The organism is Rhizobium sp. TH135 (assembly GCF_002855515.1).
In the GTDB taxonomy this organism is placed as follows: domain Bacteria; phylum Pseudomonadota; class Alphaproteobacteria; order Rhizobiales; family Rhizobiaceae; genus Allorhizobium.
On sequence record NZ_PKRP01000008.1, the window covers coordinates 107,566 to 129,680 of the forward strand.

General features: G+C 61.2%; 24 protein-coding genes. 10 read left to right on the plus strand and 14 right to left on the minus strand.

The window, feature by feature from the left end; translation table 11 throughout:
- Window positions 1-58 precede the first annotated feature (58 nt).
- The 3 genes from C0V73_RS21600 to C0V73_RS21610 form a co-directional block, all read right to left on the minus strand.
- Complete coding sequence (locus tag C0V73_RS21600) at window positions 59-469, minus strand: hypothetical protein (protein WP_143708364.1); 411 nt, start codon at window positions 467-469, stop codon at window positions 59-61.
- A gap of 11 nt (window positions 470-480) precedes the next feature.
- On the minus strand, window positions 481-1,347 hold the full coding sequence (locus tag C0V73_RS21605; RefSeq protein ID WP_102022088.1) for a TIGR02587 family membrane protein: 867 nt from the start codon (window positions 1,345-1,347) through the stop codon (window positions 481-483).
- 136 nt (window positions 1,348-1,483) lie between these two features.
- Window positions 1,484-3,568 (minus strand): DEAD/DEAH box helicase, encoded by a 2,085-nt coding sequence (locus C0V73_RS21610; protein WP_102022089.1) that lies wholly within the window; start codon window positions 3,566-3,568, stop codon window positions 1,484-1,486.
- Between the two features lie 192 nt (window positions 3,569-3,760).
- Between C0V73_RS21610 and C0V73_RS21615 the strand changes: the two genes are divergently transcribed.
- Both C0V73_RS21615 and C0V73_RS21620 read left to right on the plus strand, forming a co-directional pair.
- A complete protein-coding gene (locus C0V73_RS21615; RefSeq protein ID WP_102022090.1) occupies window positions 3,761-4,399 on the plus strand; it encodes a 3'-5' exonuclease in 639 nt (212 codons plus the stop codon).
- A gap of 46 nt (window positions 4,400-4,445) precedes the next feature.
- The gene (locus tag C0V73_RS21620; protein ID WP_102022091.1) at window positions 4,446-4,934 is read left to right on the plus strand and encodes a CreA family protein; all 489 of its coding nucleotides are present in this window, start codon (window positions 4,446-4,448) and stop codon (window positions 4,932-4,934) included.
- A 209-nt stretch (window positions 4,935-5,143) separates the two neighbouring features.
- Here the strand turns inward: C0V73_RS21620 and C0V73_RS21625 are convergent, their stop codons facing one another.
- From C0V73_RS21625 to C0V73_RS21640, 4 genes are all read right to left on the minus strand, one after another.
- Window positions 5,144-5,506 (minus strand): hypothetical protein, encoded by a 363-nt coding sequence (locus C0V73_RS21625; RefSeq protein ID WP_102022092.1) that lies wholly within the window; start codon window positions 5,504-5,506, stop codon window positions 5,144-5,146.
- A gap of 239 nt (window positions 5,507-5,745) precedes the next feature.
- Window positions 5,746-6,210: a chemotaxis protein CheW gene (locus tag C0V73_RS21630; RefSeq protein ID WP_006725961.1), complete on the minus strand. Its 465-nt coding sequence runs from the start codon at window positions 6,208-6,210 to the stop codon at window positions 5,746-5,748.
- 2 nt (window positions 6,211-6,212) lie between these two features.
- Window positions 6,213-8,180 (minus strand): methyl-accepting chemotaxis protein, encoded by a 1,968-nt coding sequence (locus C0V73_RS21635; RefSeq protein ID WP_102022093.1) that lies wholly within the window; start codon window positions 8,178-8,180, stop codon window positions 6,213-6,215.
- A 194-nt stretch (window positions 8,181-8,374) separates the two neighbouring features.
- Complete coding sequence (locus C0V73_RS21640) at window positions 8,375-9,163, minus strand: DUF2189 domain-containing protein (RefSeq protein WP_102022094.1); 789 nt, start codon at window positions 9,161-9,163, stop codon at window positions 8,375-8,377.
- A 138-nt stretch (window positions 9,164-9,301) separates the two neighbouring features.
- On the opposite strand from C0V73_RS21640, the gene C0V73_RS23155 reads away from it, so the two are divergent.
- The 3 genes from C0V73_RS23155 (at window position 9,302) to C0V73_RS21650 (ending at window position 11,157) form a co-directional block, all read left to right on the plus strand.
- On the plus strand, window positions 9,302-9,457 hold the full coding sequence (locus C0V73_RS23155) for a hypothetical protein (protein ID WP_172450263.1): 156 nt from the start codon (window positions 9,302-9,304) through the stop codon (window positions 9,455-9,457).
- 128 nt (window positions 9,458-9,585) lie between these two features.
- Window positions 9,586-10,185: an SCO family protein gene (locus tag C0V73_RS21645; RefSeq protein WP_102022095.1), complete on the plus strand. Its 600-nt coding sequence runs from the start codon at window positions 9,586-9,588 to the stop codon at window positions 10,183-10,185.
- A gap of 87 nt (window positions 10,186-10,272) precedes the next feature.
- Complete coding sequence (locus C0V73_RS21650; protein WP_102022096.1) at window positions 10,273-11,157, plus strand: 50S ribosomal protein L11 methyltransferase; 885 nt, start codon at window positions 10,273-10,275, stop codon at window positions 11,155-11,157.
- A gap of 152 nt (window positions 11,158-11,309) precedes the next feature.
- Here the strand turns inward: C0V73_RS21650 and C0V73_RS23160 are convergent, their stop codons facing one another.
- Window positions 11,310-11,483 carry a hypothetical protein gene (locus tag C0V73_RS23160; RefSeq protein WP_168801322.1) on the minus strand — a complete coding sequence of 58 codons (174 nt, stop codon included), beginning with the start codon at window positions 11,481-11,483 and terminating at the stop codon, window positions 11,310-11,312.
- A 264-nt stretch (window positions 11,484-11,747) separates the two neighbouring features.
- Between C0V73_RS23160 and C0V73_RS21655 the strand changes: the two genes are divergently transcribed.
- Window positions 11,748-13,583 (plus strand): aminopeptidase P family protein, encoded by a 1,836-nt coding sequence (locus C0V73_RS21655; RefSeq protein ID WP_102022097.1) that lies wholly within the window; start codon window positions 11,748-11,750, stop codon window positions 13,581-13,583.
- Window positions 13,584-13,586: 3 nt separating this feature from the next.
- Here the strand turns inward: C0V73_RS21655 and C0V73_RS21660 are convergent, their stop codons facing one another.
- Window positions 13,587-13,898: an AzlD family protein gene (locus tag C0V73_RS21660; protein WP_102022098.1), complete on the minus strand. Its 312-nt coding sequence runs from the start codon at window positions 13,896-13,898 to the stop codon at window positions 13,587-13,589.
- Window positions 13,895-14,596 carry an AzlC family ABC transporter permease gene (locus tag C0V73_RS21665; RefSeq protein ID WP_102022099.1) on the minus strand — a complete coding sequence of 234 codons (702 nt, stop codon included), beginning with the start codon at window positions 14,594-14,596 and terminating at the stop codon, window positions 13,895-13,897. The genes C0V73_RS21660 and C0V73_RS21665 overlap by 4 nt, the downstream gene beginning before the upstream one ends.
- Window positions 14,597-14,766: 170 nt before the next feature.
- Between C0V73_RS21665 and C0V73_RS21670 the strand changes: the two genes are divergently transcribed.
- Window positions 14,767-15,015: a DUF2164 domain-containing protein gene (locus C0V73_RS21670; RefSeq protein ID WP_102022100.1), complete on the plus strand. Its 249-nt coding sequence runs from the start codon at window positions 14,767-14,769 to the stop codon at window positions 15,013-15,015.
- Here the strand turns inward: C0V73_RS21670 and panB are convergent, their stop codons facing one another.
- From panB to pncA, 3 genes are all read right to left on the minus strand, one after another.
- On the minus strand, window positions 15,016-15,843 hold the full coding sequence (panB, locus tag C0V73_RS21675; protein WP_102022101.1) for a 3-methyl-2-oxobutanoate hydroxymethyltransferase: 828 nt from the start codon (window positions 15,841-15,843) through the stop codon (window positions 15,016-15,018).
- A gap of 1 nt (window position 15,844) precedes the next feature.
- On the minus strand, window positions 15,845-16,717 hold the full coding sequence (panC, locus tag C0V73_RS21680) for a pantoate--beta-alanine ligase (RefSeq protein WP_102022102.1): 873 nt from the start codon (window positions 16,715-16,717) through the stop codon (window positions 15,845-15,847).
- Between the two features lie 89 nt (window positions 16,718-16,806).
- The gene (pncA, locus tag C0V73_RS21685) at window positions 16,807-17,433 is read right to left on the minus strand and encodes a bifunctional nicotinamidase/pyrazinamidase (protein ID WP_102022144.1); all 627 of its coding nucleotides are present in this window, start codon (window positions 17,431-17,433) and stop codon (window positions 16,807-16,809) included.
- A gap of 191 nt (window positions 17,434-17,624) precedes the next feature.
- Between pncA and C0V73_RS21690 the strand changes: the two genes are divergently transcribed.
- Window positions 17,625-19,964, plus strand: coding sequence for a glucose/quinate/shikimate family membrane-bound PQQ-dependent dehydrogenase (locus C0V73_RS21690; protein ID WP_102022103.1), 2,340 nt, complete (start codon window positions 17,625-17,627; stop codon window positions 19,962-19,964).
- A gap of 140 nt (window positions 19,965-20,104) precedes the next feature.
- Entirely contained in the window at window positions 20,105-20,383 is a 279-nt protein-coding gene (locus C0V73_RS21695; RefSeq protein WP_102022104.1) for a DUF6074 family protein, read from the plus strand.
- Between the two features lie 3 nt (window positions 20,384-20,386).
- On the opposite strand, the gene C0V73_RS21700 is transcribed toward C0V73_RS21695, so the two are convergent.
- Window positions 20,387-21,007: a cupin domain-containing protein gene (locus tag C0V73_RS21700; protein WP_172450264.1), complete on the minus strand. Its 621-nt coding sequence runs from the start codon at window positions 21,005-21,007 to the stop codon at window positions 20,387-20,389.
- Between the two features lie 141 nt (window positions 21,008-21,148).
- Between C0V73_RS21700 and C0V73_RS21705 the strand changes: the two genes are divergently transcribed.
- Window positions 21,149-22,069 carry a LysR family transcriptional regulator gene (locus C0V73_RS21705; protein ID WP_143708365.1) on the plus strand — a complete coding sequence of 307 codons (921 nt, stop codon included), beginning with the start codon at window positions 21,149-21,151 and terminating at the stop codon, window positions 22,067-22,069.
- Window positions 22,070-22,115 lie beyond the last annotated feature (46 nt).

Genomic DNA, 22,115 nt, shown 5'->3' on the forward strand with positions numbered 1-22,115 from the left:
AAGTTTGAATGAATTTGTAACTCAGGATTGCAATTGATCCTGTGTCGAAGCGGTACGATCACGGTTCGGTGAAGCCTGAAGGCGCAACTTCCAGTCTGAAACCCGCTGGATCTTGGGCGAAGATCAGTCCGCCACGCGAGCTTGATCCTGCGGCCACGTAGTCGAAGGTCGTCTGGGCTTCTTCGACAGCGGTTGTCCCGTCGAGAAGGGCAGCCTTCACCTCGACGGCTGCTGCGGCCTGATCGCCTTCGTTGCGGACCTCGATCATCACGCGCCATCCCGAGGCGACGGACTCGACGGCCAGTATATGGGTCGACAGTTCCGGCGGGCGATCGGTGGTGGTTGCGGCTTCAAACAGGGTCCAGACGATGATTGCCAGCACCATCAGGGTTGCAATGACGCCGGTCAGCCATTCGATCCAGTGCGGGCGAAGCTTGGCGGCGTTTTGGCTGTGCGTGGAACGGGTCACCAATGGATACCTCACAGGACGAGACGGGCTGCGGCTGCGCCAATGGCAGCCGGAAAACCGAGGACGATGATGGTCAGGACGGCTTCCGCTGCGGCGATGTCGTCCAGCCGGCCGAAGGTCCAGAGGGCGTAGAGGCTGACGGCGAGGGCGATGACGTAACCGGGGATCGTGAAGCGGATGAAGGCGTGCCAGACGGGCGTATCGGCGTCCAGATGGTGTCCGCCGCGAAAGGCAAGGGCGTAGACGAAGCCATGCATCAGGAGGATGGAGAGGAGCATCAAGGCCAAAGCGTGCCACACGGTCATCTTGTAGGCGAGCAGGATCATTTCCTCCGTGGGCGCCAGATTGAGCGATAGGAACAGGGCGCCGATCGCCATCATGAAGAGTTCGATCACATAGCCGCTCTCGCTGGAGACAGCCGGTTCGTCTTCCTCCTCGTCCGTGTCTTCGTCGTCTTTCATGCTGAGCTGGCTGCGGCCGAGCAGTGCACCGATGCTTGCCGGCACTGCCTGGACCGCCACCATGCCGACCCATTCCTGCGGTGACATGTCGATCGTGATCACGCCGAAGAGAAACAGTATCAGCGCGCTGGCAGCCACGCCCATGCCATAGGCGACGATCGCATCCCGGGCCGACTCGCGCCAGGTTGCCGTGCGTTCGAAGCCAATGCGATGGGAGAGAAGCAGGAGGAGGGGGAGGTTGACGACGAGCAGGATCAACAGTCGCTCGCGATCCATGTAGAAGCCGAGAAACCACATCTCCATGGTCATCAGCATCGGAATGGAGAAGAGCAGGGCGCCTGCGATACCGCGCGCCAGGCCGACCAGAAACCGGTTCACCCGGGCCGGATCGTCATGGTCATTGTCGATTGCTGTCATTGTTCCACCGTCCCTTGCCGCGCAGGGAATGCGCAACAGACGATGGTTGTTCCATCTGCCGGGGCAGAAGGTGGCGGCCAATGGCCGCCACAATGCCTCTCACCTGAGAGGGAAGTCTACTGCGCGTGCGGCGCAATCAGCCCTTCGGCTTGAAGGTTTTCTTCTTCGGACCAGCGGCTGCGCCGCGGTCTTCGAACTTGCCCTTCGGCTTGCCGGCGAAGGCTGGCTTGTCACCATTCGGCTTGCCGGACCAGTCGGGCTTGGCCGGCTTGTCCCAGGCGTTGGAAGCGGCCTTTGGCTTCTTCTTGAAAGCCGGCTTGTCGTCGCTCCAGTCGGTGCGTTTCGGCTTGGGCGCGTCGCCCCAGACGTCGGCATCCGTTACGGCCATGGCATCGCGCGGACGGGCGGGCGCATCGTCCTTGCGGGCATAGGGCTTCTTGTCGCCGAACGGCTTCTTATCGCCAAAGGGCTTCTTTTCCCCGAAAGGCTTCTTGTCACCATAGGCTTTCTTTTCGCCGTAAGGCTTGCGATCGCCTTCTTCGCGCGGCGGGCGGGGTGCACGTTCCTTCGGCGGTGCGCCGAAGTCCGGCATGCCCGGCAGCTGGGCGAGCGTGATGCCGCGTTCCATGGCCTTGTTGGGGCCGAGCGCGCCGAGGAAGGTGTCGAGAGCGCTTGCGGCGATCTCGACGAAGGTTTCCTCCGGCTGCATCTTGATGGCGCCGATCTCATTCTTGGTGATGTTGCCGTTGCGGCAGAGCATCGGGATCAGCCAGCGGGGCTCGGCGTTCTGACGGCGACCGACGGAGACGGAGAACCATACGCTGGCGCCAAAATCGCCGCGCGGCTTTGTCGCGGAATTGGAAGGGTTGGCGTAGTCAGGCTCCTTGCGGGCCTTGCCGGCTTCCAGGCTGACGGGGATCAGGTCTTCGGGTGCCGAGCGCTTGCCACGCTGCAGGCGCAGGAAGGCGGCGGCCACCTGTTCGGCGCCGTGAGTCGCGATCAGCGATGCGATCATCGGCGCTTCGTCTTCTGTGATCACTTCGGTCAGCGAGGGATCGCCCATCAGGCGTTCGTCGTCGCGGGCCTGAACTTCGTCGGCAGAGGGCGGCAGCGCCCAGGTCGGGCGGACATTGGCGCCGCCCAGCAGGCGCTCGGCCTTGCGGCGGGCGCTGTTCGGAACGATCAGTGCCGAGACACCCTTGTTACCGGCGCGGCCCGTGCGGCCCGAACGGTGCAGCAGGGTTTCGGAATTGGTCGGAAGATCCGCATGGATGACCAGCTCAAGACCGGGAAGGTCGATGCCGCGGGCGGCAACGTCCGTGGCGATGCAAACCCGGGCGCGGCCGTCGCGCATGGCCTGCAGCGCGTGGGTGCGTTCGTTCTGCGACAGTTCGCCGGAGAGGGCGACGACCGAGAAGCCGCGATTGTGCAGGCGGGATGTCAGGTGGTTGACCGCAGCGCGGGTCGAGCAGAACACGATCGCATTGCGGGCTTCGTAGTAGCGAAGCACGTTGATGATCGCGTTCTCGCGGTCGGGGTTCGCGACGGCAAGCGCGCGGTATTCGATGTCGACGTGCTGCTTCTGCTCGGACACAGTCTCGATGCGGCGTGCGTCGCGCTGGTAGCTCTTGGCAAGGTCGGCGATCGAACGCGGCACGGTTGCCGAGAACATCAGTGTGCGACGGTCTTCCGGCGATTCTTCGAGGATGAATTCGAGGTCTTCGCGGAAGCCGAGGTCGAGCATTTCGTCGGCTTCGTCGAGCACGACGACGCGCATCTGCGACAGGTCGAGCGCGCGGCGGGTGATGTGGTCACGCAGACGGCCCGGGGTGCCGACGATGATATGGGCGCCACGCTCCAGCGCACGGCGCTCGTTGCGGATGTCCATGCCGCCGACGCAGGAGCCGATGATCGCGCCGGTCTCGGCATAGAGCCATTCCAGTTCGCGCATGACCTGCATGGCAAGTTCACGTGTCGGTGCAATTGCCAGCGCCAGCGGTGCGCCGGCGCGCTCGAAGCGACCGCCTTCCGGCAGCAGCGTCGGGGCCATGGCAAGGCCGAAGGCTACGGTCTTGCCGGAGCCGGTCTGGGCTGAGACGAGCGCATCGCGACCTTGAAGGTCAGGGTCGATCATCGCCTGCTGCACGGGGGTGAGGGTCTCGTACCCGCGCTTGCGCAAGGCCTCAGCGATCGCCGGGACGATGGCGTCAAAATCAGTCATGAATTGGTCTTTCGAATGTGATGGATGATGCGGGCCAAAGCGCCGCGCCCGCCGATTGCGGGTATGTTGGCGCTGTTCCTACTCGCACAGACCCGGAAAGTCGAGGGGGAGGCGTGGAAAAGGCGTCTTATGGTGAAGGCGGGTGCAAGCCGATGCCTTGCCCGAATCCCGCCCGACGCCTAAGGAATTGCCATGTCTATCTCCGATTTCTCCGGCAAGACGATTGCCATCGACTTCGAAACCGCGACCGAAGCACGGGCCAGTGCCTGCTCGATCGGTCTTGCCTTCATCGAGAATGGGCGCGTGGTCCGGATCGAGGAGCGCCTGATCCGGCCGCCGGACAACCGCTATTCTCCCTTCAATATCGCCATTCACGGCATTCGTCCCGAACATACGGCGCATGCGCCCGACTTCGCGGATGTCATGGCCGAATTTGCGGGTGAATTCGAAGGCGCGCGGATGATCGCGCATAATGCTTCGTTCGATTTTTCCGTGCTGCGGGCCTGCCTTGACCTTGTCGGGCTGGAATATCCCGAGCTTTCCTATTTGTGCAGCGTCAAGCTCGCCCAGCGTCACTGGCCGGATTTGGGTTCGCACCGCCTAAACGTTCTCGCGGCACATCTGGGGCTGACTTTTGCGCATCACAATGCGGCGGAAGATGCGCGGATCTGCGCCGAGGCCTGCCTTGCCATGGCGGTGGAAGCGGAGGCTCTGGATTGCTTCGATCTGGCTTTGAAGCTCGGACTGAATGTCGGGCGTCTCAACCGGCGCGGCTATGAACCCTGCTCGTTTGCGCGGAAGCCGCGCCGCGTCGCCTCCTTGCAAGCCTGATGCGGCACCTTATGTTTGGGGGACAGTTCACAAAGGAGTGAAGAATATGTCCTTCAAGCACGTCCTCGCCGCCGCCACGCTGACAGTCGTGGCCGCTGTTCCTGTCGCGGCCGAGGTTGTCGGCAAGGTCGGGGTGGACTGGGTCGGCAACGATATCGTCATCGAGGCGATGACAGATCCCGCCGTCAAGGGCGTCACATGCCATGTCACCTATTTCGACCGCTCGATCATCGATCGTCTATCGAAGGGGAACTGGTTCGAAGACCCTTCCAACAATTCGATCGCCTGCAGGCAGACCGGGCCGATCGAGATCGGCGACATCGAGCTTTCGGAAGAGGGCGAGGAAGTCTTCCGCGAAGGTCTCTCGATCATCTGGAAGTCGCTGGTCGTGAACAGAATCTACGACAAGGAAAACGACACGCTGATCTATCTGGCGCATTCGCGCCAGGTCGTGGAGGGGTCTGCCAAAATGGCGATCTCGACCGTGCCGTTGTTCAATCAGAATGTCGTGTGGACGGCGGGCAAACCGCAGTAACGGACCAGTTTAGGGTGGATCGGCGTCGCTACTCATTCGTGTGACGCCGATCACTTTTCGAAGCGCGTTAGCTCCTCCATTCATGCCAGGCCGGTGTCGCGTCACCCCCATTTCGCAGCCGGCCGGAGCGGAACCTGTTCTCCACTCCAAACAAAGACGCCCTGGAACCTTTCGGATCCAGGGCGTTCTCAGACGTCTCGCGAGAGAGCTTACTTGACGTAGACGATCTTGCCGCCGTTGGCAGCGGTCTCGACGTCGATCACGTTCATGGTTTCAATGCTATCGGCCTGGAGAGCGGCCATGATAGCCGGGTCAGCGGCGACTTCAGCCTGGGCTTCTGTCATAGCAGCCTGGTCGTTTGCCATCTGCTCAAGGCGGGTGTGCTCCTGGCGACCCTGGTCGTTGTCGAGGCTGTCGAGACGGATGATGCTCACGCCTTCAGTCGCCATCGTTGTGGAATTCGTGGTGGTCGTGGAATCGACCATCGGGGCAGTTGTCTGGGCAAGGGCAACGCCCGAAACGGAGGCGATGGACATGGCACCGGCGAGCGCAAGCTTTACTGCAGAATTCATGGTCTTTCTCCTTGGTTTCTTTTCAGAATTTTCTGCTTCGTGGGAAGCTGACAGAAGAACGCAGGACCATGACTAGGGTTCCAGCAGGCGCTAAAATTATTTATAATTTATAACCAATATTCGTCTTAGCTTTATACAACGAAAAAGCACGCCATCGGTGAAGCCGATCGCGTTCGGTAGTCAACGAAAGAAAAAATGCCCCGCAGCTGCGGAGCATTTTCCTGGGAAGGTATGTAGGCTTAGGCGGCTTGGGCCAGTTCGTCGGCAATCACGGTGTCGAGGTTGAGGAAGCAGACCATCGACTTTTCGAGCGCGACGATGCCACGGCAGAAGGCGCGCTGTGCTTCCGGAATGATTTCCGGTGCCGGCTGGAGGTCTTCGCTCTTGATCGTCATCATGTCGGAGACCTGTTCGACCAGAAGGCCAACCAGCTTGCCGGCGATGTCGGTGACGATGATGGCGGCGCGCTCCGACGGTTCCGTCATCTTCATGCCGAGGCGGCAGGCCATGTCGATAACCGGTATAACGGCGCCACGCAGGTTTATCAGACCCAGAACGTAAGGCGGGGTATGCGGCATCGGGGTCACCGGTGCCCAACCGCGGATTTCGCGGATGGCCATGATGTCGATGCAGAATTCCTGGTCGCCGAGGTGGAAGGATACGATTTCCAGATAGGCGCCCGACTGTTTGATGGCATTACTCATGTTCAGAACTCTTCCCAGTGTTCCTGCGCCGCGGCAGCAGGAGCTGTTGCCGAAGCAGTACGGTTGAACGATCCCGCAACCCTGTTCATCAGAGCCCGTGCGGGAGACGGTTTCTGAGGGGAGGCGGCCCGGGCCGGCTCCTGATGTTGATCATGAGCAGTCTCGTTCAAGTTCACCTTGAACTGTCCGACAAGCCGCGAAAGATTTTCCGCGTCGCTTGCCAGCGTATGGCTTGCCGCATTGGTCTGCTCCACCATGGCGGCGTTCTGTTGCGTGACCTGGTCCATCTGTCCGACGGCCGAATTGATCTCACTCAGTCCGACTGATTGTTCTCTCGCGCTGGTAACGATTGCCTTAACGTGCTCGTTAATTCGTAAAACATCTTCGCCGATGCGGTGCAGCGCCTGTCCGGTCGCCGTGACCAGTTCGACGCCAGAGCGCACTTCGTCGTTGGATCGGGTGACCAGGGTCTTGATATCGCGTGCCGCGTCAGCAGCCCGTCCGGCAAGCGCGCGCACTTCCTGTGCCACGACTGCGAAGCCCTTGCCGGCTTCACCGGCGCGCGCTGCTTCCACACCGGCATTGAGCGCGAGAAGGTTGGTCTGGAAGGCGATCTCGTCGATCACGTTGATGATCTTGCCGATTTCGTCGGTCGCGTCTTCTATCCGGTTCATGGCTGACATTGCGTCGTTGACCACGGCGCCCGACTTCTCGGCATAGACCTTGGCATTGTCGACCATATGGCTCGCTTCTTCAGCACGGTCGGTGGCGGTCTTCACGGTTTCGGTAATCTCGGAAAGAGCGGCCGAGGTCTCTTCGAGAGACGCAGCCTGCTGTTCGGTGCGGCGTGCCAGGTCGTCTGCGGCGCTGCGCATCTGCTGGCTGTTGGCATAGATCGAGCTGCTGTTGGTGGCGATCTCGGTCATGACCCGCTTGAGGTTGGTCGCAACCTCGTTGAAGTCGGTCCGGAGCCGCTCAAGATCAGCAGGGAAGGGGCCGGTGATGGCGGCGCAGAGATCTCCCTTGGACAGGCGTGTGAGCCCTTCACCGAGCGCATCGACGGCCAGTTTCAAGGCGCGCGTGTCAGCCTCCATGGTTGCCGTGCGGGTTTCGCGCTCCGTTTCATTCTGTTCGCGCTGGATTTTGCTGCTCTCTTCAAGTTCGCGCTTTTCAATCGCGGCCTTGCGGAAGAGCTCGGCTGAGTGGGCCATGCCCCCTATTTCATCGCGCCGATCGGTGCCCTCGACCTGCGAATCGTAATCGCCCTCGGTGATTCGCTTCATGCTGTTGCGGACGAGGTGGATGCCGTTGGCGATCGAGTTGCCGTGCACGAGCTGGAGAAGGATGACGGTAATGAAGGCAAGGCTGCCCAGACCGAGCTGGAAGGTCAGCGCCTGGTCGCTTCGGTTGGTCGCCTCATTGACGTAGTCTTCGACGAGGTTGCCACCAAGGGCCGAGAGATTGTTGAGCACGCCCGCAAGTCGCTCGCCGGCGCCGTCGATCGCATCGTCAATTGCGGCATAATCTTCTTCCGGAGCTCCCGTCTCGACCATCCGCTTCAGGTCGACCTGGATGGCGTTGACGACGATCTTCAGGTCCGCCTCGTAGGTGCTGACCTCTCCCGGAACACCGGCCTCGTCCGCAACCAGCTTGAGAACGGGTATGCCATCGGTCAACAGCGCTACAGCCGCGCCGATGATTTCGACACGCTCCTCCTGGATCTTGCCTTCGCCGCGATCGATGATCGTGTCCATGGCGGCCAGCACCATATTGGCATTGGCGAGCCGCATCTCGTTAATGCGTTCGACGTCATTCTTGATTTCGATGGAGTCCTGGATCGCGGTCGATATCCGCGCATTCTGGTACCAGCCGATGGCGAGCATCGAGCCTATGCCGATCACTGCTGCGGCCCCAAGCGTCATGAGACGCTGTTTGACCGACAGGTCTCTACCCGTGATGAGATTGAACATGTAACTCCCCAGCCTCGATCCCGACGGCCCCTGCACGCCGGTGACGTGTCATGCGCAATCCGGGGAGGAGTAATCCCGGTGGACAGTCATGTCCGCTTGGCCTCGTTGGCCAGAACGCTCACGCAGAATCTCTAATATTAGTTAATCTAAAACTAACTGCGGCGATTTGCACCGCAATCTGTGCTTGTCTTTCGTCAAGAGGCTGTAATTGCCCGACGATATAGGTGCCAAGTGGCGTGCCCGGCGACGGCCAAAACCACAAGTAGGCCGAGAAATAGGGGAATCAGCGCGGCAATCGCGAGCGCTGCCACGACCAGTCCAAATGCCAGCATGGGGGCCGGGTTTTCGATCACTGTGCGCATGCTGGTCAGCATCGCGGTGACGAAATCGACGTCGTGATCGAGGAGCAGCGGCATGGAGATGACGGTGGCGGTGAAGAGGATCATGGCGAGCACCGCACCGACGACTGTCCCGATGGCGAGGAAGAGGAGCCCTTGCGGTGTCGTCAGCACGACATTGGCGAAGGCATCGAGGGTTGCCGGTATGCGAAAGCCCAGGAAGAGCGCCATCAGCAGCCGGATCTGGTAGATCCAGATCCAGAAGATGAACAGCACGACGAAGGCCATCCAGGAGAGCTGTCGTTCGCGCTGGCGGAAGACCTCGGCCAGGATTGCCTTCCAACCGACGGCTTCGCCGCGCTGGTTCCGGCGGCTGATCTCGTAAAGGCCGACGGCGATGAAGGGGCCGATCAAGGGAAAACCGATGGCGACGGGAATGATCATCCAAGGCAAGTGATAATAGGTCAGCATGACCGCGATGAAGATGCCGCCCACAGCGTAGATTGCGCCGAAGAACAGGCCGAAGGCCGGGTAGGTGCGGAAGTCGCGCCAGCCGTCTGCAAAGGCGGCACGCACGTCCTGCATGCTCAGTGGATTGATCTGCAGTTTCGGCAGTGAGCCGCGATCGAGTGCCTGCTGTTCCATTGGTCCCTCCCAAGACGCCTGGTCCTTGCGACAATCTGTCAGCAAATCATGATTCTCTTCCTTGATATCCGTCAAGTCGTCGTGGCTGCGCTGCGATTCTCCCGTTTCATCCTGAACAAACTGCGGTAAGATGCGGTCATGTCGGATCTCGCGCGCTCACAAAAGTGGTTGCCATACACGGCCCTGTTTCTCGCAGGGGCAGTGTTCACTCTGGCCGTCTTTCTCGGCTGGATGCGCTTCGGTGGTGAGATCTTCCTCACGCTCATCGAAAGCGGTCTGGCCTATTGCTTCTGAGTGCAGCGCTTGCCGCGGACCGTGACAAATCGGCGCTCATTGCTCCTTCCACACCGAGTTGAATTGCGTTCCCCAGTCGGTAGGTTTATCCGGCTTGGCAATGAATTTGGATGCAAGGGATTGCCAGCATGAAAACAGTCAGGGTCATCTTGTGGGCGGCAGTGGTCGTCATGGCGGGCGTTCTTGGCTGGCTGACATATCAGGTGACGCAGTCGGAGCAGACGATTGCGGAAGCGCCATTCGGCGTGCCATTTCAGCTTGTCGACCAGAACGGCCAGCCGATTACCGAGCAGGCCTTCCGGGGTAAGCCGACTGCGCTCTTCTTCGGCTTTACCCATTGCCCGGAGGTCTGCCCGACGACACTCTTCGAGCTCGACGGCTGGCTGAAGACGGTTGACCCCGAGGCAAAGGGGCTGCAGGCCTATTTCGTGACGGTGGATCCAGAGCGGGATACCCCGGAGATCCTCGGGCGTTACATCTCCAACGTGACCGACCGCGTGAAGGGTATCGCTGGCGAGCCGGCAAAGATCGCCGACGTCGTGAAGGGCTTCCGCGTTTACGCGAAGAAGGTGCCGCTCGACGAAGCCAAGCCCGATGGCGACTACACCATGGATCACACAGCGTCCGTCTTCCTGCTCGATGCAGAAGGCCGCTTCAAGGGGACGATTGCCTATGGCGAGAACCCAGACACGGCGATCAAGAAGCTTGAAAACCTGATGAAGGGCTGAGGTCGAGACCTTCGCCGGAGGTTGCCATGGCGCCGTTTGCGTTGTACCGCAACGCCTGACTGCCCAGACCTTCGAGGAAGACCGATCGTGGCCGAAATCCGCCTTTATGTGACCAGCACCGAAAAGAACGTCAATCGGATCCTCGATCTGATGAGCTTTGCCTTCGGCGAAGAGGATTTTGCGATCGCCACCACCGAGGTCGACGAGAAGGCGGATATCTGGGAGGCATCCATCTATTTGATGGCCGACCAGGAAGACGAGGTCACGCCTCGCTTCGAGGACCTGCTCGCCGAAGAGTTTCCGGATGCGGCGATCGAGCGTGAGGTCATTCCCGATATCGACTGGATCGCCAAATCCCTCGAAGGCCTAAAGCCGGTCCGTGCCGGACGCTTCCTCGTGCATGGGTCCCATGACCGCGACAAGGTTCAGGTGCATGACGTCGCGATCGAGATCGACGCTGGCCAGGCCTTCGGCACCGGTCATCACGGAACGACGGCGGGTTGCCTTGAAGTCATCGAGAAGGTGGTGCGTTCGCGAAAGGTGCGCAATGCGCTCGACCTCGGTACAGGCAGCGGTGTGCTGGCAATCGCGGTGCGCAAGCTGCTTCCGGTGCCGGTTCTGGCGACGGATATCGACCCGATCGCTGTGCGCGTCGCCAAAGACAATGCCCGGCGCAACCAGATCGTCGACGGCATTGATTTCCGCACGGCACCTGGTTTCCACTCCACGGCATTTCGCGAATACGGGCCCTTCGATCTCGTCATCGCCAATATCCTGGCGCGGCCGCTGATCAAGATGGCGCCGCAACTTGTTACCCATCTGGCTCCGAACGGATCCGTGGTTCTCTCCGGCATTCTGGCCGAGCAGCGCTGGAAGGTTATCGCCGCCTATAGCGCCGAAGGGCTGTCCCATGCGAAGACGATCTGGCGCAACGGCTGGGTGACCATTCACTTCACGCAAGGGAAGGGCTGAGACGTAACGTCAGCCTGTGCGACACTGAAAAAAGGCGGCCCCGCAAGGAGCCGCCTTTTTGGCATCGGCATCATGCCGCGCCGAAGTCCGCGAGCGTGGGAGGAGCGCTCAAGCGGATGCTGGATTAGACGGTCGTTCCCGACCGGTGTCGATCAGATGATCGAGCGCTGATGCGGACGACGACGCAGTTCGTCGCGGGTCAGGCCCATGGCTGCCAGCGAAGCGTCGTCAAGCGACAGCAGTGCGCCGGTTGCATAGAGATCGGCACGACGCTGGCGTGCCTCGACAAGATTGTTCAGGGCGGTGCGCAGGAAAGACTTGGCCATCTCTCGGTTCCTTCTTGGTTCTGGACGCTTGTCCTGTCGTCCTCGATGACCCTGATATAGTCCTATCGACTCGTTTCAGTCAGATGGCTTGGAGCACGGGAGATCTGCGCTTGCTGCATAGCAACATGAGCTCTGCCTGAAATTGCGGCATATCTGTTTTAGAGGGGCGGCATCTGCTGCGAAACGATGCGCCGGTGGTGGTGAGGGCCGGGTGGCCTTGCTATAAGCGCTGACAGAATCCGTCACTCACCGCGAGCAAGCTCCATGTTTCAGTCCTTCGAGGTCAAGTCCACGCCGCTTCACGGCAAGTCCCGCATCGCAGCGATCCGCGGCTTGTTCGGCGAACTCGGGATCGACGGTGTGCTCGTTCCGCGCTCGGATGAGTATTTGGGAGAGTATGTTCCGGAATCGGCCGAACGCCTGGCCTGGGCCACCGGATTTACCGGGTCGGCCGGTATGCTGATGGTGACCGAAACGCTGGCCGTCGTCTTTGTCGATGGGCGCTATGTCACACAGCTCGCGCAGCAAGTGGATCCCGCCGTCTTCACGCCTGGCGATCTCGTCGGCGAACCGCCGCACAAGTGGATCGAGAACCGGGCGCCGAAGGGTTTCCGCCTCGGCATCGATCCCTGGATGCATACCGGTGCCGAAGTGCGTCGTCTGGAAAAGGCGCTTGCCGACAAGGGTGGCAGTCTGGTCTTCCTTCCCTTCAACCCTGTTGACTGCCTCTGGACGGATCGCCCGGCCGAGCCGAAGGGCGCCGTGATGATCCAGGCCCTCAATCAGGCGGGTGCATCGGCTGCCGACAAGCTAAAGATGATCAGCGCCGATCTGACCGAAAGGAATCTGGCGGCTGTTCTGATCACCGATCCCTCGTCGGTCGCCTGGATCTTCAATCTGCGCGGCAGTGACGTGCCGCACACGCCGCATCCGTTGTCGCGGGCGATCATCAAGGCAGACGGCTCGGCCGAACTCTTCCTCGACAGCGCAAAGACCAATCTTGAGGTCGAGAGCTATCTGCGCGACCTCTGCGAGCAGGTTGATCCGGCAGTCCTGTCCGAGCGACTGGAGCGCGTGGCCCGTGACGGTGCCCGCATCCTTGTCGATCCGGATCTCGCGCCATACGCACTCTCCCGCATGATTCGCGACAGCGGTGGCGAGGTGGTCGAGGGCAATGATCCGGCAAAGCTCGGTCGCGCCGTGAAGAACATGGTCGAGCTCAATGGCTCGGCTGCCGCCCATCTGCAGGATGGTGTGGCCATGGCGGAATTCCTCCACTGGTTCGACGAGCAGCCGCATGGCAGCCTGACGGAAATTGCAGCAGCGCAGAAGCTGGAAGCCGTGCGCGCCTCGGTCGGCGAGCGCATGCAGAACCCACTCAAGGATATCTCTTTCGACACGATCTCCGGTGCCGGCGAGAATGCCGCGATCATGCATTACCGCGTGACGACGGAAAGCGACCGACAGATTCGGTCGGCCGAGATGTTCCTGATCGATTCGGGCGCGCAATATGTAAACGGCACCACCGACATCACCCGCACACTCGCCGTCGGCGAGGTGCCGGACGAGCAGAAGCGCTTCTTCACGCTGGCACTGAAGGGCATGATTGCGATCAGCACGGCGCGTTTCCCGAAGGGCACGCGTGGCTGCGATCTCGATCCCCTGGCGCGCATTGCGCTCTGGAAAGCCGGTGCCGACTTCGCCCATGGCACAGGCCATGGCGTTGGCTCCTATCTCTCCGTGCATGAGGGGCCGCAGCGGATCGCCCGGCTGTCGACGCAGGAGTTGCTGCCCGGCATGATCCTCTCCAACGAGCCTGGCTATTACCGTCCGGGAAGCTTCGGTATCCGCATCGAGAACCTGATCTATGTGCGCGAGGCTGAGGCAATAGAGGGTGGCGACCAGCCGATGCTCGGCTTCGAGACGCTGACCTTCGTGCCGATCGATCGCAATCTCATCGTCGAGGACCTGCTGACGCGCGACGAGCTGCAGTGGCTCGATGCCTATCACGCCAAGACGCGCGAGGAGTTGTCGCCGCTGATCTCCGATGCAGCGACCCGCGAGTGGCTGGAGCGGGCAACGGCGCCGTTTGCGCGCTGAGGATCAGCCGATCAACTGGCGCATCAGCATGACGGTGGCCCAGCCGCCGATCAGCATGGGAATAGCGCCGAAGCGCAAGCCGATCAGAAGGGCCGCAGCCATCGCGACCTTCACGTCGATCTCGCCATAGAAGAATGCGGGTGCGACGAGGGCGGTCAGCACGGCTGCAGGAACGGCATTGAGGGCCGCCTCCAGGCGTGGCGGCATGGATTTCAGCCGCTTTACCAGAACGTATCCGGCGATGCGGGTGAGGAAGGTCGCGGCGGCCGCGGCCGCGATCAGAAGCGTCATGTAGGGCGTGAGAAGAGTGGTCATGGTGCTGTCTCCTCACGGGCGGCAGGCAGCGGGAGAACAGCCGCCAGAAGAATGCCTGCGAGGGCGCCGACGCTGATGTGCCAGGGCGCGCCGATCAGGTGCTGGGCGATCACCGAAACCACGGCACTGATGGCAACGATCATCAGGAAATTGCCGCGCTTGCGGAATCCGAGGACGAGGCCGAGGAAATAGATCGGCAGCAGGACGTCGATGCCCCAGTCAGCGGGATTGCCGATGACGCTGCCGAGCGCCCCACCGACACCACTCATGGCGACCCATGGCACGTAGATCATCGCGCCGAAGCCGAGATACCAGGGGAAGCTCACCTCGCGACCGCTCTCGCCGCGGGCGACGGCTTCTGCAAACTGCGGATCGGTGAGCAGGAAGAAGCTCAGCATCTTTTGCGGGAACGTGTAGTGGTCGATGAAGGGGGTGAGCGCAGCCGAATAGAGGACATGGCGGAAGTTTACGGCGAGCATCGACAGGATAACGACCCACATGGGTACGTCCTGGCCGAACAGTTCGATGCCCACCAACTGGCTGGCGCCGGCATAGACCGTCGCGCTCATGAGGGCTGCTTCGCCGACCGTCTGGCCATTGGCGACGGCTACGGCTCCGAACAGGATCGCAAAGGGACCCGCAGAAATGATGACGGGAAGTGCCTTCAGTGCACCTTGGGTGAATTCGGATCGGGACATCTCGGCAATTCTCGCGTTTCTCTGCTGGCTAAAGCCTGTTTGTCCGGTGGACAAACCAATTCCGCTGATGGAACGACCATCGTCGTTGATGATTGCCCATTGCCATTGGACGGTTGCCGTCGTCTTGTCGAAAAGTCGCAACGGAGCATGATGGAGCTTGAGCAGGCAGGATGGACAAGGATCTGATCAGCCGTGAAGAGAAGGAGCGCCTGCTCCTCAAGGTTCAGCGCCATCTGTCGGACGAAGCCGAGGTGGAACTCGGACGGTTCGAGGCCGAGGCTCTCGTTGACCTTGTCGCCGCACTGATCGGCCCGTTTTACTACAACAAGGGACTGCGCGATGCGCAGGCGCTCCTTGCCCGGCAGGTCGACCAGATCAACGATGCTCTTTACGAAATGGAGCGCCTGCCGGAGACGTGACTATTTCTTCGGGCGGATCTGGAACGTGTGTTCCTGACCGGGGAAGATGCGCTCCTTGACCTCAGCGGCGTAGTCGCTGGCGGCCTTGTCGATGACCTCTGCCAGCTCGCTGTAGTGCTTGACGAAGCGCGGCTTGAACTCGTTGAACAGGCCGAGCATGTCGTCGGAGACGAGGATCTGGCCGTCACAGGCGGGCGAGGCGCCTATCCCGATCGTCGCCGCTTTCACCGTAGTGGTGATCTCGCGGGCCAGTGGCTCGACCGTGCCTTCGATGACCATGGCGAAGGCGCCGGCCTCGTCAATGGCCTTGGCATCGCGGCGGATCTTGTCCTGCTCGGCTTCGCTGTGGCCCTTGGAGCGATAACCGCCCGAGGTGTTTACCTGCTGCGGCATCAGGCCGATATGCCCGAAGACCGGGACGCCGCGGCTGACGAGGAATTCAACCGTCTCCGCCATTTCAGCGCCGCCTTCGAGCTTCACGCCGTCGCAGCCGGTTTCCTTCATCAGACGCACGGCGTTGCGGAAGGCCTGTTCCTTGCTTTCCTGATAGGAGCCGAAGGGCAGGTCGACGATCACGCAGGCGCGCGACGTGCCCCGCATGGTTGCCTGGCCGTGGGCGACCATCATGTCCATGGTGACGCCAACCGTGGTCTCCATGCCGTAGAGCACCATGCCGAGACTGTCGCCGACCAGCAGTAGATCACAGTGCCTGTCGAGGATGCGTGCCACCGGCGTCGTATAGGCGGTTAGCGAGACGATCGGCCTCACGCCCTTGAGGGCCGTGATGTCGGCAGGTGTGAAGCGCTTCTGGCGGGGTGGTGTGCTCATGTCAGGCGGCCTCCATGCCGGTGGCGGCCGCTTGGCCGATGATGCGGTTGTCGAGAAGTTTGGTCTTGCCGAAGCGGACATAAAGCAGCACGAGCGCGGTGGCATTCACCGTCTCGATGCGCTCCAGCGTGCGGGGATCGCGGATCGCGACGACCTCCGGCTCGGCGAGCGGTTCTGTGCGGATGAACTCGATCAGCTTGCTTTCCAGCGTCGCCACGTCGCGCAATCCGGTCAGCAGCAGGCGTTCGGCTTCGGCGAGCGCCTTCGGCACGATGACCGCTGCCGCGCGCTCGGCGGGCGACAGATAGACATTGCGCGAAGAGCAGGCGAGGCCATCGGCCTCTCGTACTGTCGCGACAGGCACGACGCGGACCGGCTGGGCGAGATCCTCGACCATCTTCTGAATGATCGTGACCTGCTGATAGTCTTTCTCGCCGAAATAGGCGGCTTCCGGCTGGACGATGTTGAAGAGCTTGGTGACGACGGTTGCTACGCCGGCAAAATGGCCGGGACGTGCCTCGCCCTCGAGTTCGGAACCGAGCTTCGGCAGGTCGACGACCGTCTGCATTGGTTCCGGATACATATCCTCGACGCCGGGGGCGAAGAGATAATCCACGCCTGCGTCTTCCAGCATGGCGCTATCGCGGGCGAGATCGCGGGGATATTTTTCGAGATCCTCGTTCTTGCCGAACTGCAGCGGGTTGACGAAGATCGAGACGACGGTGACGTCGTTTTCAGACTTGGCGCGGCCCACGAGGCTCAAGTGGCCCTGATGCAGGTAACCCATGGTCGGCACGAAGCCGATGGTCTGGCCGGCACGGCGGTGGGGCGCGAGCTTCTGTCGCAAAGCGGCGATCGTGGTGACGATTTCCATGACCGGCGTCCTCCCTGTCTTCTCACTGGCTCGGCTCTAGCGCTTGCCGCCAAAAAAGGCAATCGCACGAATCCTTTGCAGAAACTTCCTCAGAAACCGATTCGATCACTGTCGGTGATCTCGACGCCTGCGAGGCGCATGGCTTCGAGGGCCTCCTCGACGCCTTTCGGATCGATCCCGCGGCAGCCGTCGGCGATCAGCCGGACCTTCACACCCGGCAGCATGTCGACCGCGTCGAGAGCGGAGAATTTAACGCAGTAGTCCGTGGCGAGACCCACCACGTCGAGCTCGGTTACGCCATTGGCCTTCAGCCAGTCGCCAAGACCCGTGAGTGCCGCCTTGTCGTTGTCGCGGAAGGCCGAATAGCTGTCGACATCAGGGTTCTCACCCTTGCGCTGGATGAAGTCGATGCGGGTGGTTTCGAGATCTGGGTGGAAGTCCGCATCCACCGTCCCCTGCACGCAGTGATCGGGCCACATGACTTGCGGCTGGCCGGAGAGCTCTCCCATGTCGAAAGGCTTCTTGCCGGCATGTTGGGAGGCGAAGCTGCCGTGATCGGCGGGATGCCAATCCTGCGATGCGACGACCAGATCATAGGCGCCGCTTGCCATCAGGCGGTTTGCGACGGGGACGACCGCATCGCCTTCCGCAACCGGCAGATTACCACCGGGGCAGAAGCCGTTCTGGATGTCGATGAGCAGCAGGGCCTTGGTCATGATCGGGCTCCATTTCTTGTGCGGCGCAAGATGGCAATGACGGCGCTCAGGATCAAGGGCGACATTCGCGATTTCAGCGGGTTCCGAAAGATGGAACAATCGATTGGTTCCATCGTTCCGACTGAAGTCGTTGTTCGACCGGCCGCACCTGCGGTCAGCTCCGCAATTTTCAAAAATCGAATGGAACCGGCATGTTTCTCATCGTTACCGCCGTCGTCTTCGGGATCCTGGGGCTTGTCCTCGGGGCAGGGGGCATTCAGCTCCTGACCCTGGGTGGCAGTCCCTATTTCCTTCTGGCCGGGCTTGCCTTCCTGGCCACCGCTATCCTGCTTTACCTCAAGCGTGCCGAGGCGCTGTGGGTTTACGGCGTGTTCATCCTCGTGAGCCTTGTCTGGGCGGTCATGGAAGTCGGTCTTGACTGGTGGCAGCTCGGACCGCGTGGTGGTCTCATTGTTGTGCTTGGTCTTTGGCTGATGCTGCCTGCGATCCGCAAGCGTCTCGGCCCGGCGCATCGCCGCGACCGCGTGGCGGCACCCGTGTTGCCGGTTGCCGTGCCGGTCCTGATCGCGGTGGTGGTCGCCGGCATTTCGCTGTTCGTCGAGACCTACGGGCACGAAGGTGCGCTTCCAACCGAACAGGTCGCAGCCGCTCCCGCGCTCGGGGGCAATGTTCCGGATGGGGACTGGCACCAGTATGGCCGCACGAACTACGGCCAGCGCTATTCGCCGCTCACCCAGATCAACACGGACAATGTCAAGGATCTCAAGATCGCCTGGACCTATCAGACCGGCGACGTGAAGCTGCCGCAGGACGTCGGCGAGACAACCTATCAGGTCACGCCGCTGAAGGTCGACGACACGCTCTATCTCTGCACGCCGCACAACTGGGCGATTGCGGTCGATGCAGCGACGGGTGAGGAGAAGTGGAAGTTCGATCCGAATGCCGGCCTCGAACCCGACCGCCAGCACCAGACCTGCCGCGGTGTCACCTACTACCGCGATCCGACAGCCGTTGAAGGCACTGTTTGTGCTGAACGCGTCTACCTGCCGACCTCGGACGCGCGTCTGATCGCGCTTGATGCCGGAACGGGCGCCATCTGCGAGAATTTCGCCAATGCCGGTACGCTGCGTCTCGAGCAGAACATGCCCTACAATCCGGCCGGCTATTACTACTCGACCTCGCCGCCGGTCATTGCTGCTGGCAAGATCATCATTGGCGGTGCCGTCAACGATAATTACTCGACGCAGTCGCCGTCCGGCGTGATCCGTGCCTTCGATGTCAACACCGGCGAACTGGTCTGGAACTGGGACAGCGGTAACCCGACGGAAACTGCTCCGATCGGCCCCGACGAGACCTACACGCCGAATTCTCCGAACAGCTGGTCGATCTTCTCTGTCGATGAAGCGCTTGGCCTCGTCTACATCCCGCTCGGCAACCAGGTGCCCGACCAGCTCGGTATGGGGCGCAGCGAGAGTGTGGAGAAATACTCCTCTTCGATCGTCGCGCTCGACGTGAACACGGGACAGGATCGCTGGGTGCGGCAGACCGTGCATCATGACCTTTGGGACATGGATGTGCCCGCGCAGCCAGTGCTGATGGACCTCAACCGTGAAGACGGCACAGTCGTGCCGGCACTGATCGGGCCGACGAAGCAGGGCGACATCTACGTGCTGGACCGGCGCAGTGGCGAGCCGATCGTTGCGGTTCGCGAACTGCCGGCACCCGGCGGTGCGATCCCCGAAGACTTCACCGCGCCGACGCAGCCGATTTCGGATCTGACCTTCCGGCCGCCGACAATGACCGAAAGCAATATGTGGGGGTTGACCATCGTCGACCAGATGATGTGCCGTATCCAGTTCCACCAGCTGAAATACGAAGGGCAGTACACGCCGCCATCGCTTGAAGGGACGCTCGTCTATCCCGGCAATTTCGGCACGTTCAACTGGGGCTCGGTCGCAGTCGATCCGGAACGACAGGTAATGTTCGGCATGCCGACCTATCTCGCCTTCACATCGAAGCTGGTTCCGCGTTCCGACATTCCGCCGAAGGAAGAAGGTGCAACAGGTTCTGAGCAGGGATTGAACCGCAACGAGGGTGCACCTTACGGTGTCGTCATGGGGCCGTTCCTGTCGCCGCTCGGCATTCCCTGCCAGGCGCCGCCATGGGGCACGATTGCCGGCGTCGACTTGCGGTCTGGCGAGATCGCCTATCAGAAGCGCAATGGCACGGTCTATGACATGACGCCGCTGCCGCTGCCCTTCAAGGTCGGTGTGCCCGGCATCGGTGGTCCCATGATCACCAAGGGTGGCGTCGTCTTCCTTGGTGCCGCGGTCGACAACTACCTGCGTGCCTACGACCTGACCACAGGCGATCAGCTCTGGGAAAGCCGTCTGCCGGCGGGTGGCCAGGCAACGCCAATGACCTATGCGCTGGACAACGGCAAGCAGTACATCGTCATGGTGGCCGGTGGGCATGGCTCGGTCGGCACCACACCAGGCGACTATGTCATCGCCTACACACTGCCTGACTGACCTTTTTGAAGCCTTTTGAACCCGCCCTAATGTCTCGGGCGGGTTCACTTTCGGTACACTTTGGCGTGTCCCGGCTTGTTGCGAAACGGAACGTTAACCATGTGATTCTAAACACATGCCGTAACGTGAGGATGTTTCGCATGAGTAGCCAAGCCATGAACGGCACGACCAACCCGACTATCGCCTTCTTTCCGCTAGCGAACCGTAGGGACCTGGTGCGCCGCTCCGCGATCGAACTCGATCGCCTCAATGGCTATGCCGCGACCGAATTCTGGAAGACGACCTGCCGTGGTCTCGGCAACGAACTTCTGGCGCTGGGCTGCCCGGAAGACGAGATGCGCGCCGAGATCATGGACTTCCAGGCAGCCGTCCAGATCGAGCTGATGTGGCTGCATCGTGAGGAAGCAGCCCAGGGCTGAGCCTCAAAGCCCCGCTATCAGGCTACCCTCATTTTCGATCGTCTGCCGATCTGCATCAGGACGCGGCGACACTGCTAAGCGGTAGCCCATCATGCGGGCGATCGGCGCCAGTGCGGCGAAGAGCAGCTTCTGCACAGCCACTGGCGGTCCCGAAATGTATAGGTGATCGCGGAAGGCGTTCAGGCCGAGCGCGATCGGTAACAGCTTCACCGAACCATCCGGCTTGAAGTAGTCCGGATACTCGGCCGTCCAGCGCGCCAGATTGAGGAAGAAGCGCAGATGCTGCTGGGCGTTGACGAATGTCACCGTGAGGTGGGTTTCGCCAAAAGAAGCGTTGCGGAAGAAGTGGCTGGCGCCCCTGGGCACAGTGATCGATTGACCTTCCGTCGCGAAATGCTCCCGACCATTGATCATCACCATGACCCGGCCGCGGTTGACAGTGAAGATTTCATCCGTTTCAGGGTGGATGTGCGCAATGGCATTGCCACCTCCGGAACCACCTTTGCCGAGAATCACGTCCATCTGGCTTGTCGCTCCATCCTCGTAGGGATGGGTGAAGACGAAGGTCTCCTTGTTGTAGGCATTGAGAATACGGGTGCCGGCCGGCACAAGCGCTTCGCGCATGGCTTTACTCCTTCGAAGATTTGATTTGATGCGTGTTTGACGCCCGTCGACACGTTTCGCGGGCAATGAAAACGGTGTAGTTTGTCGGCGTTTCCGCTTCAAACCCCGTTTTTGCCGCCCCATTCACCGGATTTGCATAACGTGACCGGATCGATGAACTTCGATGATCTGCGCTTCATGCTGGCCGTCGCCGAGACCGGTACGACGCTGGCGGCGGCCAGGCTTCTCCGGGTAAGCCAGAGCACGGTCTCGCGTCGGATTGTGGCGCTGGAGGAGGCGCTCGGAATAGAGCTCTTCGACAAGCGCCGAACGGGTTATGTCATGACCGAAGCGGGATCGCGTCTCCTCGCACCGGCCGAAATGGTGCGTCAGTCGGTTGATGCATTTCAGGGCGCTGTGGAAAGCCTGTCGCGCGAGATTTCCGGAACAGTCCGCTTCACCACCAACGAGGTGCTCGGCACCTATGTGCTGCCGAGCCTGATCGCACGCCTCAAGCAGCGTCATCCGGGTGTCCGGCTTGAGGTGGATACGACGAATATCCTGCGCGATCTGGCTGGAGGCGAGGCGGATGTGGCCCTTCGAGCATCGGCTGCGCCAACACAGGCTGGGCTGGTGGGCGTCAGACTGATCGAGGACTACTGGAGCCTCTATTGCTCGCGCAGCTACGCTGTTCGCCATGGCGTCCCAAAAAGCGTCGGTGAGCTGGCCGGGCATGCCCTGATCGGCATCGACACCCATGTCCGCGGTCGACCGATCTTCGATTGGGCCAAGGAGACATTCCCGGACAATGAGGTGCTGCTCCGGCACAATTCGGTACCAGCGGTGTTCACCAGCGTTCGAAATGGTGTCGGCATCGGTTTCTATTCCGATTTCATCGCGTCCGGTGATCCTGAGCTCGTTCTGTGTTTTCGTCCGCCAGTCCCGGCCGCTGCCGAGATCTGGCTCGTGACCCACGAGCGCCTGCGCAAAGTGCCGAGGATCCGGGCGGTCATGGATGTGATCAAGGAACTGGTGAGGGAGATCCAAGGCACAAGGTCGGCGGAGCAGCTCGCTTCGGCCTGACCATGCCGCTTTATTTTTTGCAGGCGGCGGGAAAGGCTGTTGGCAA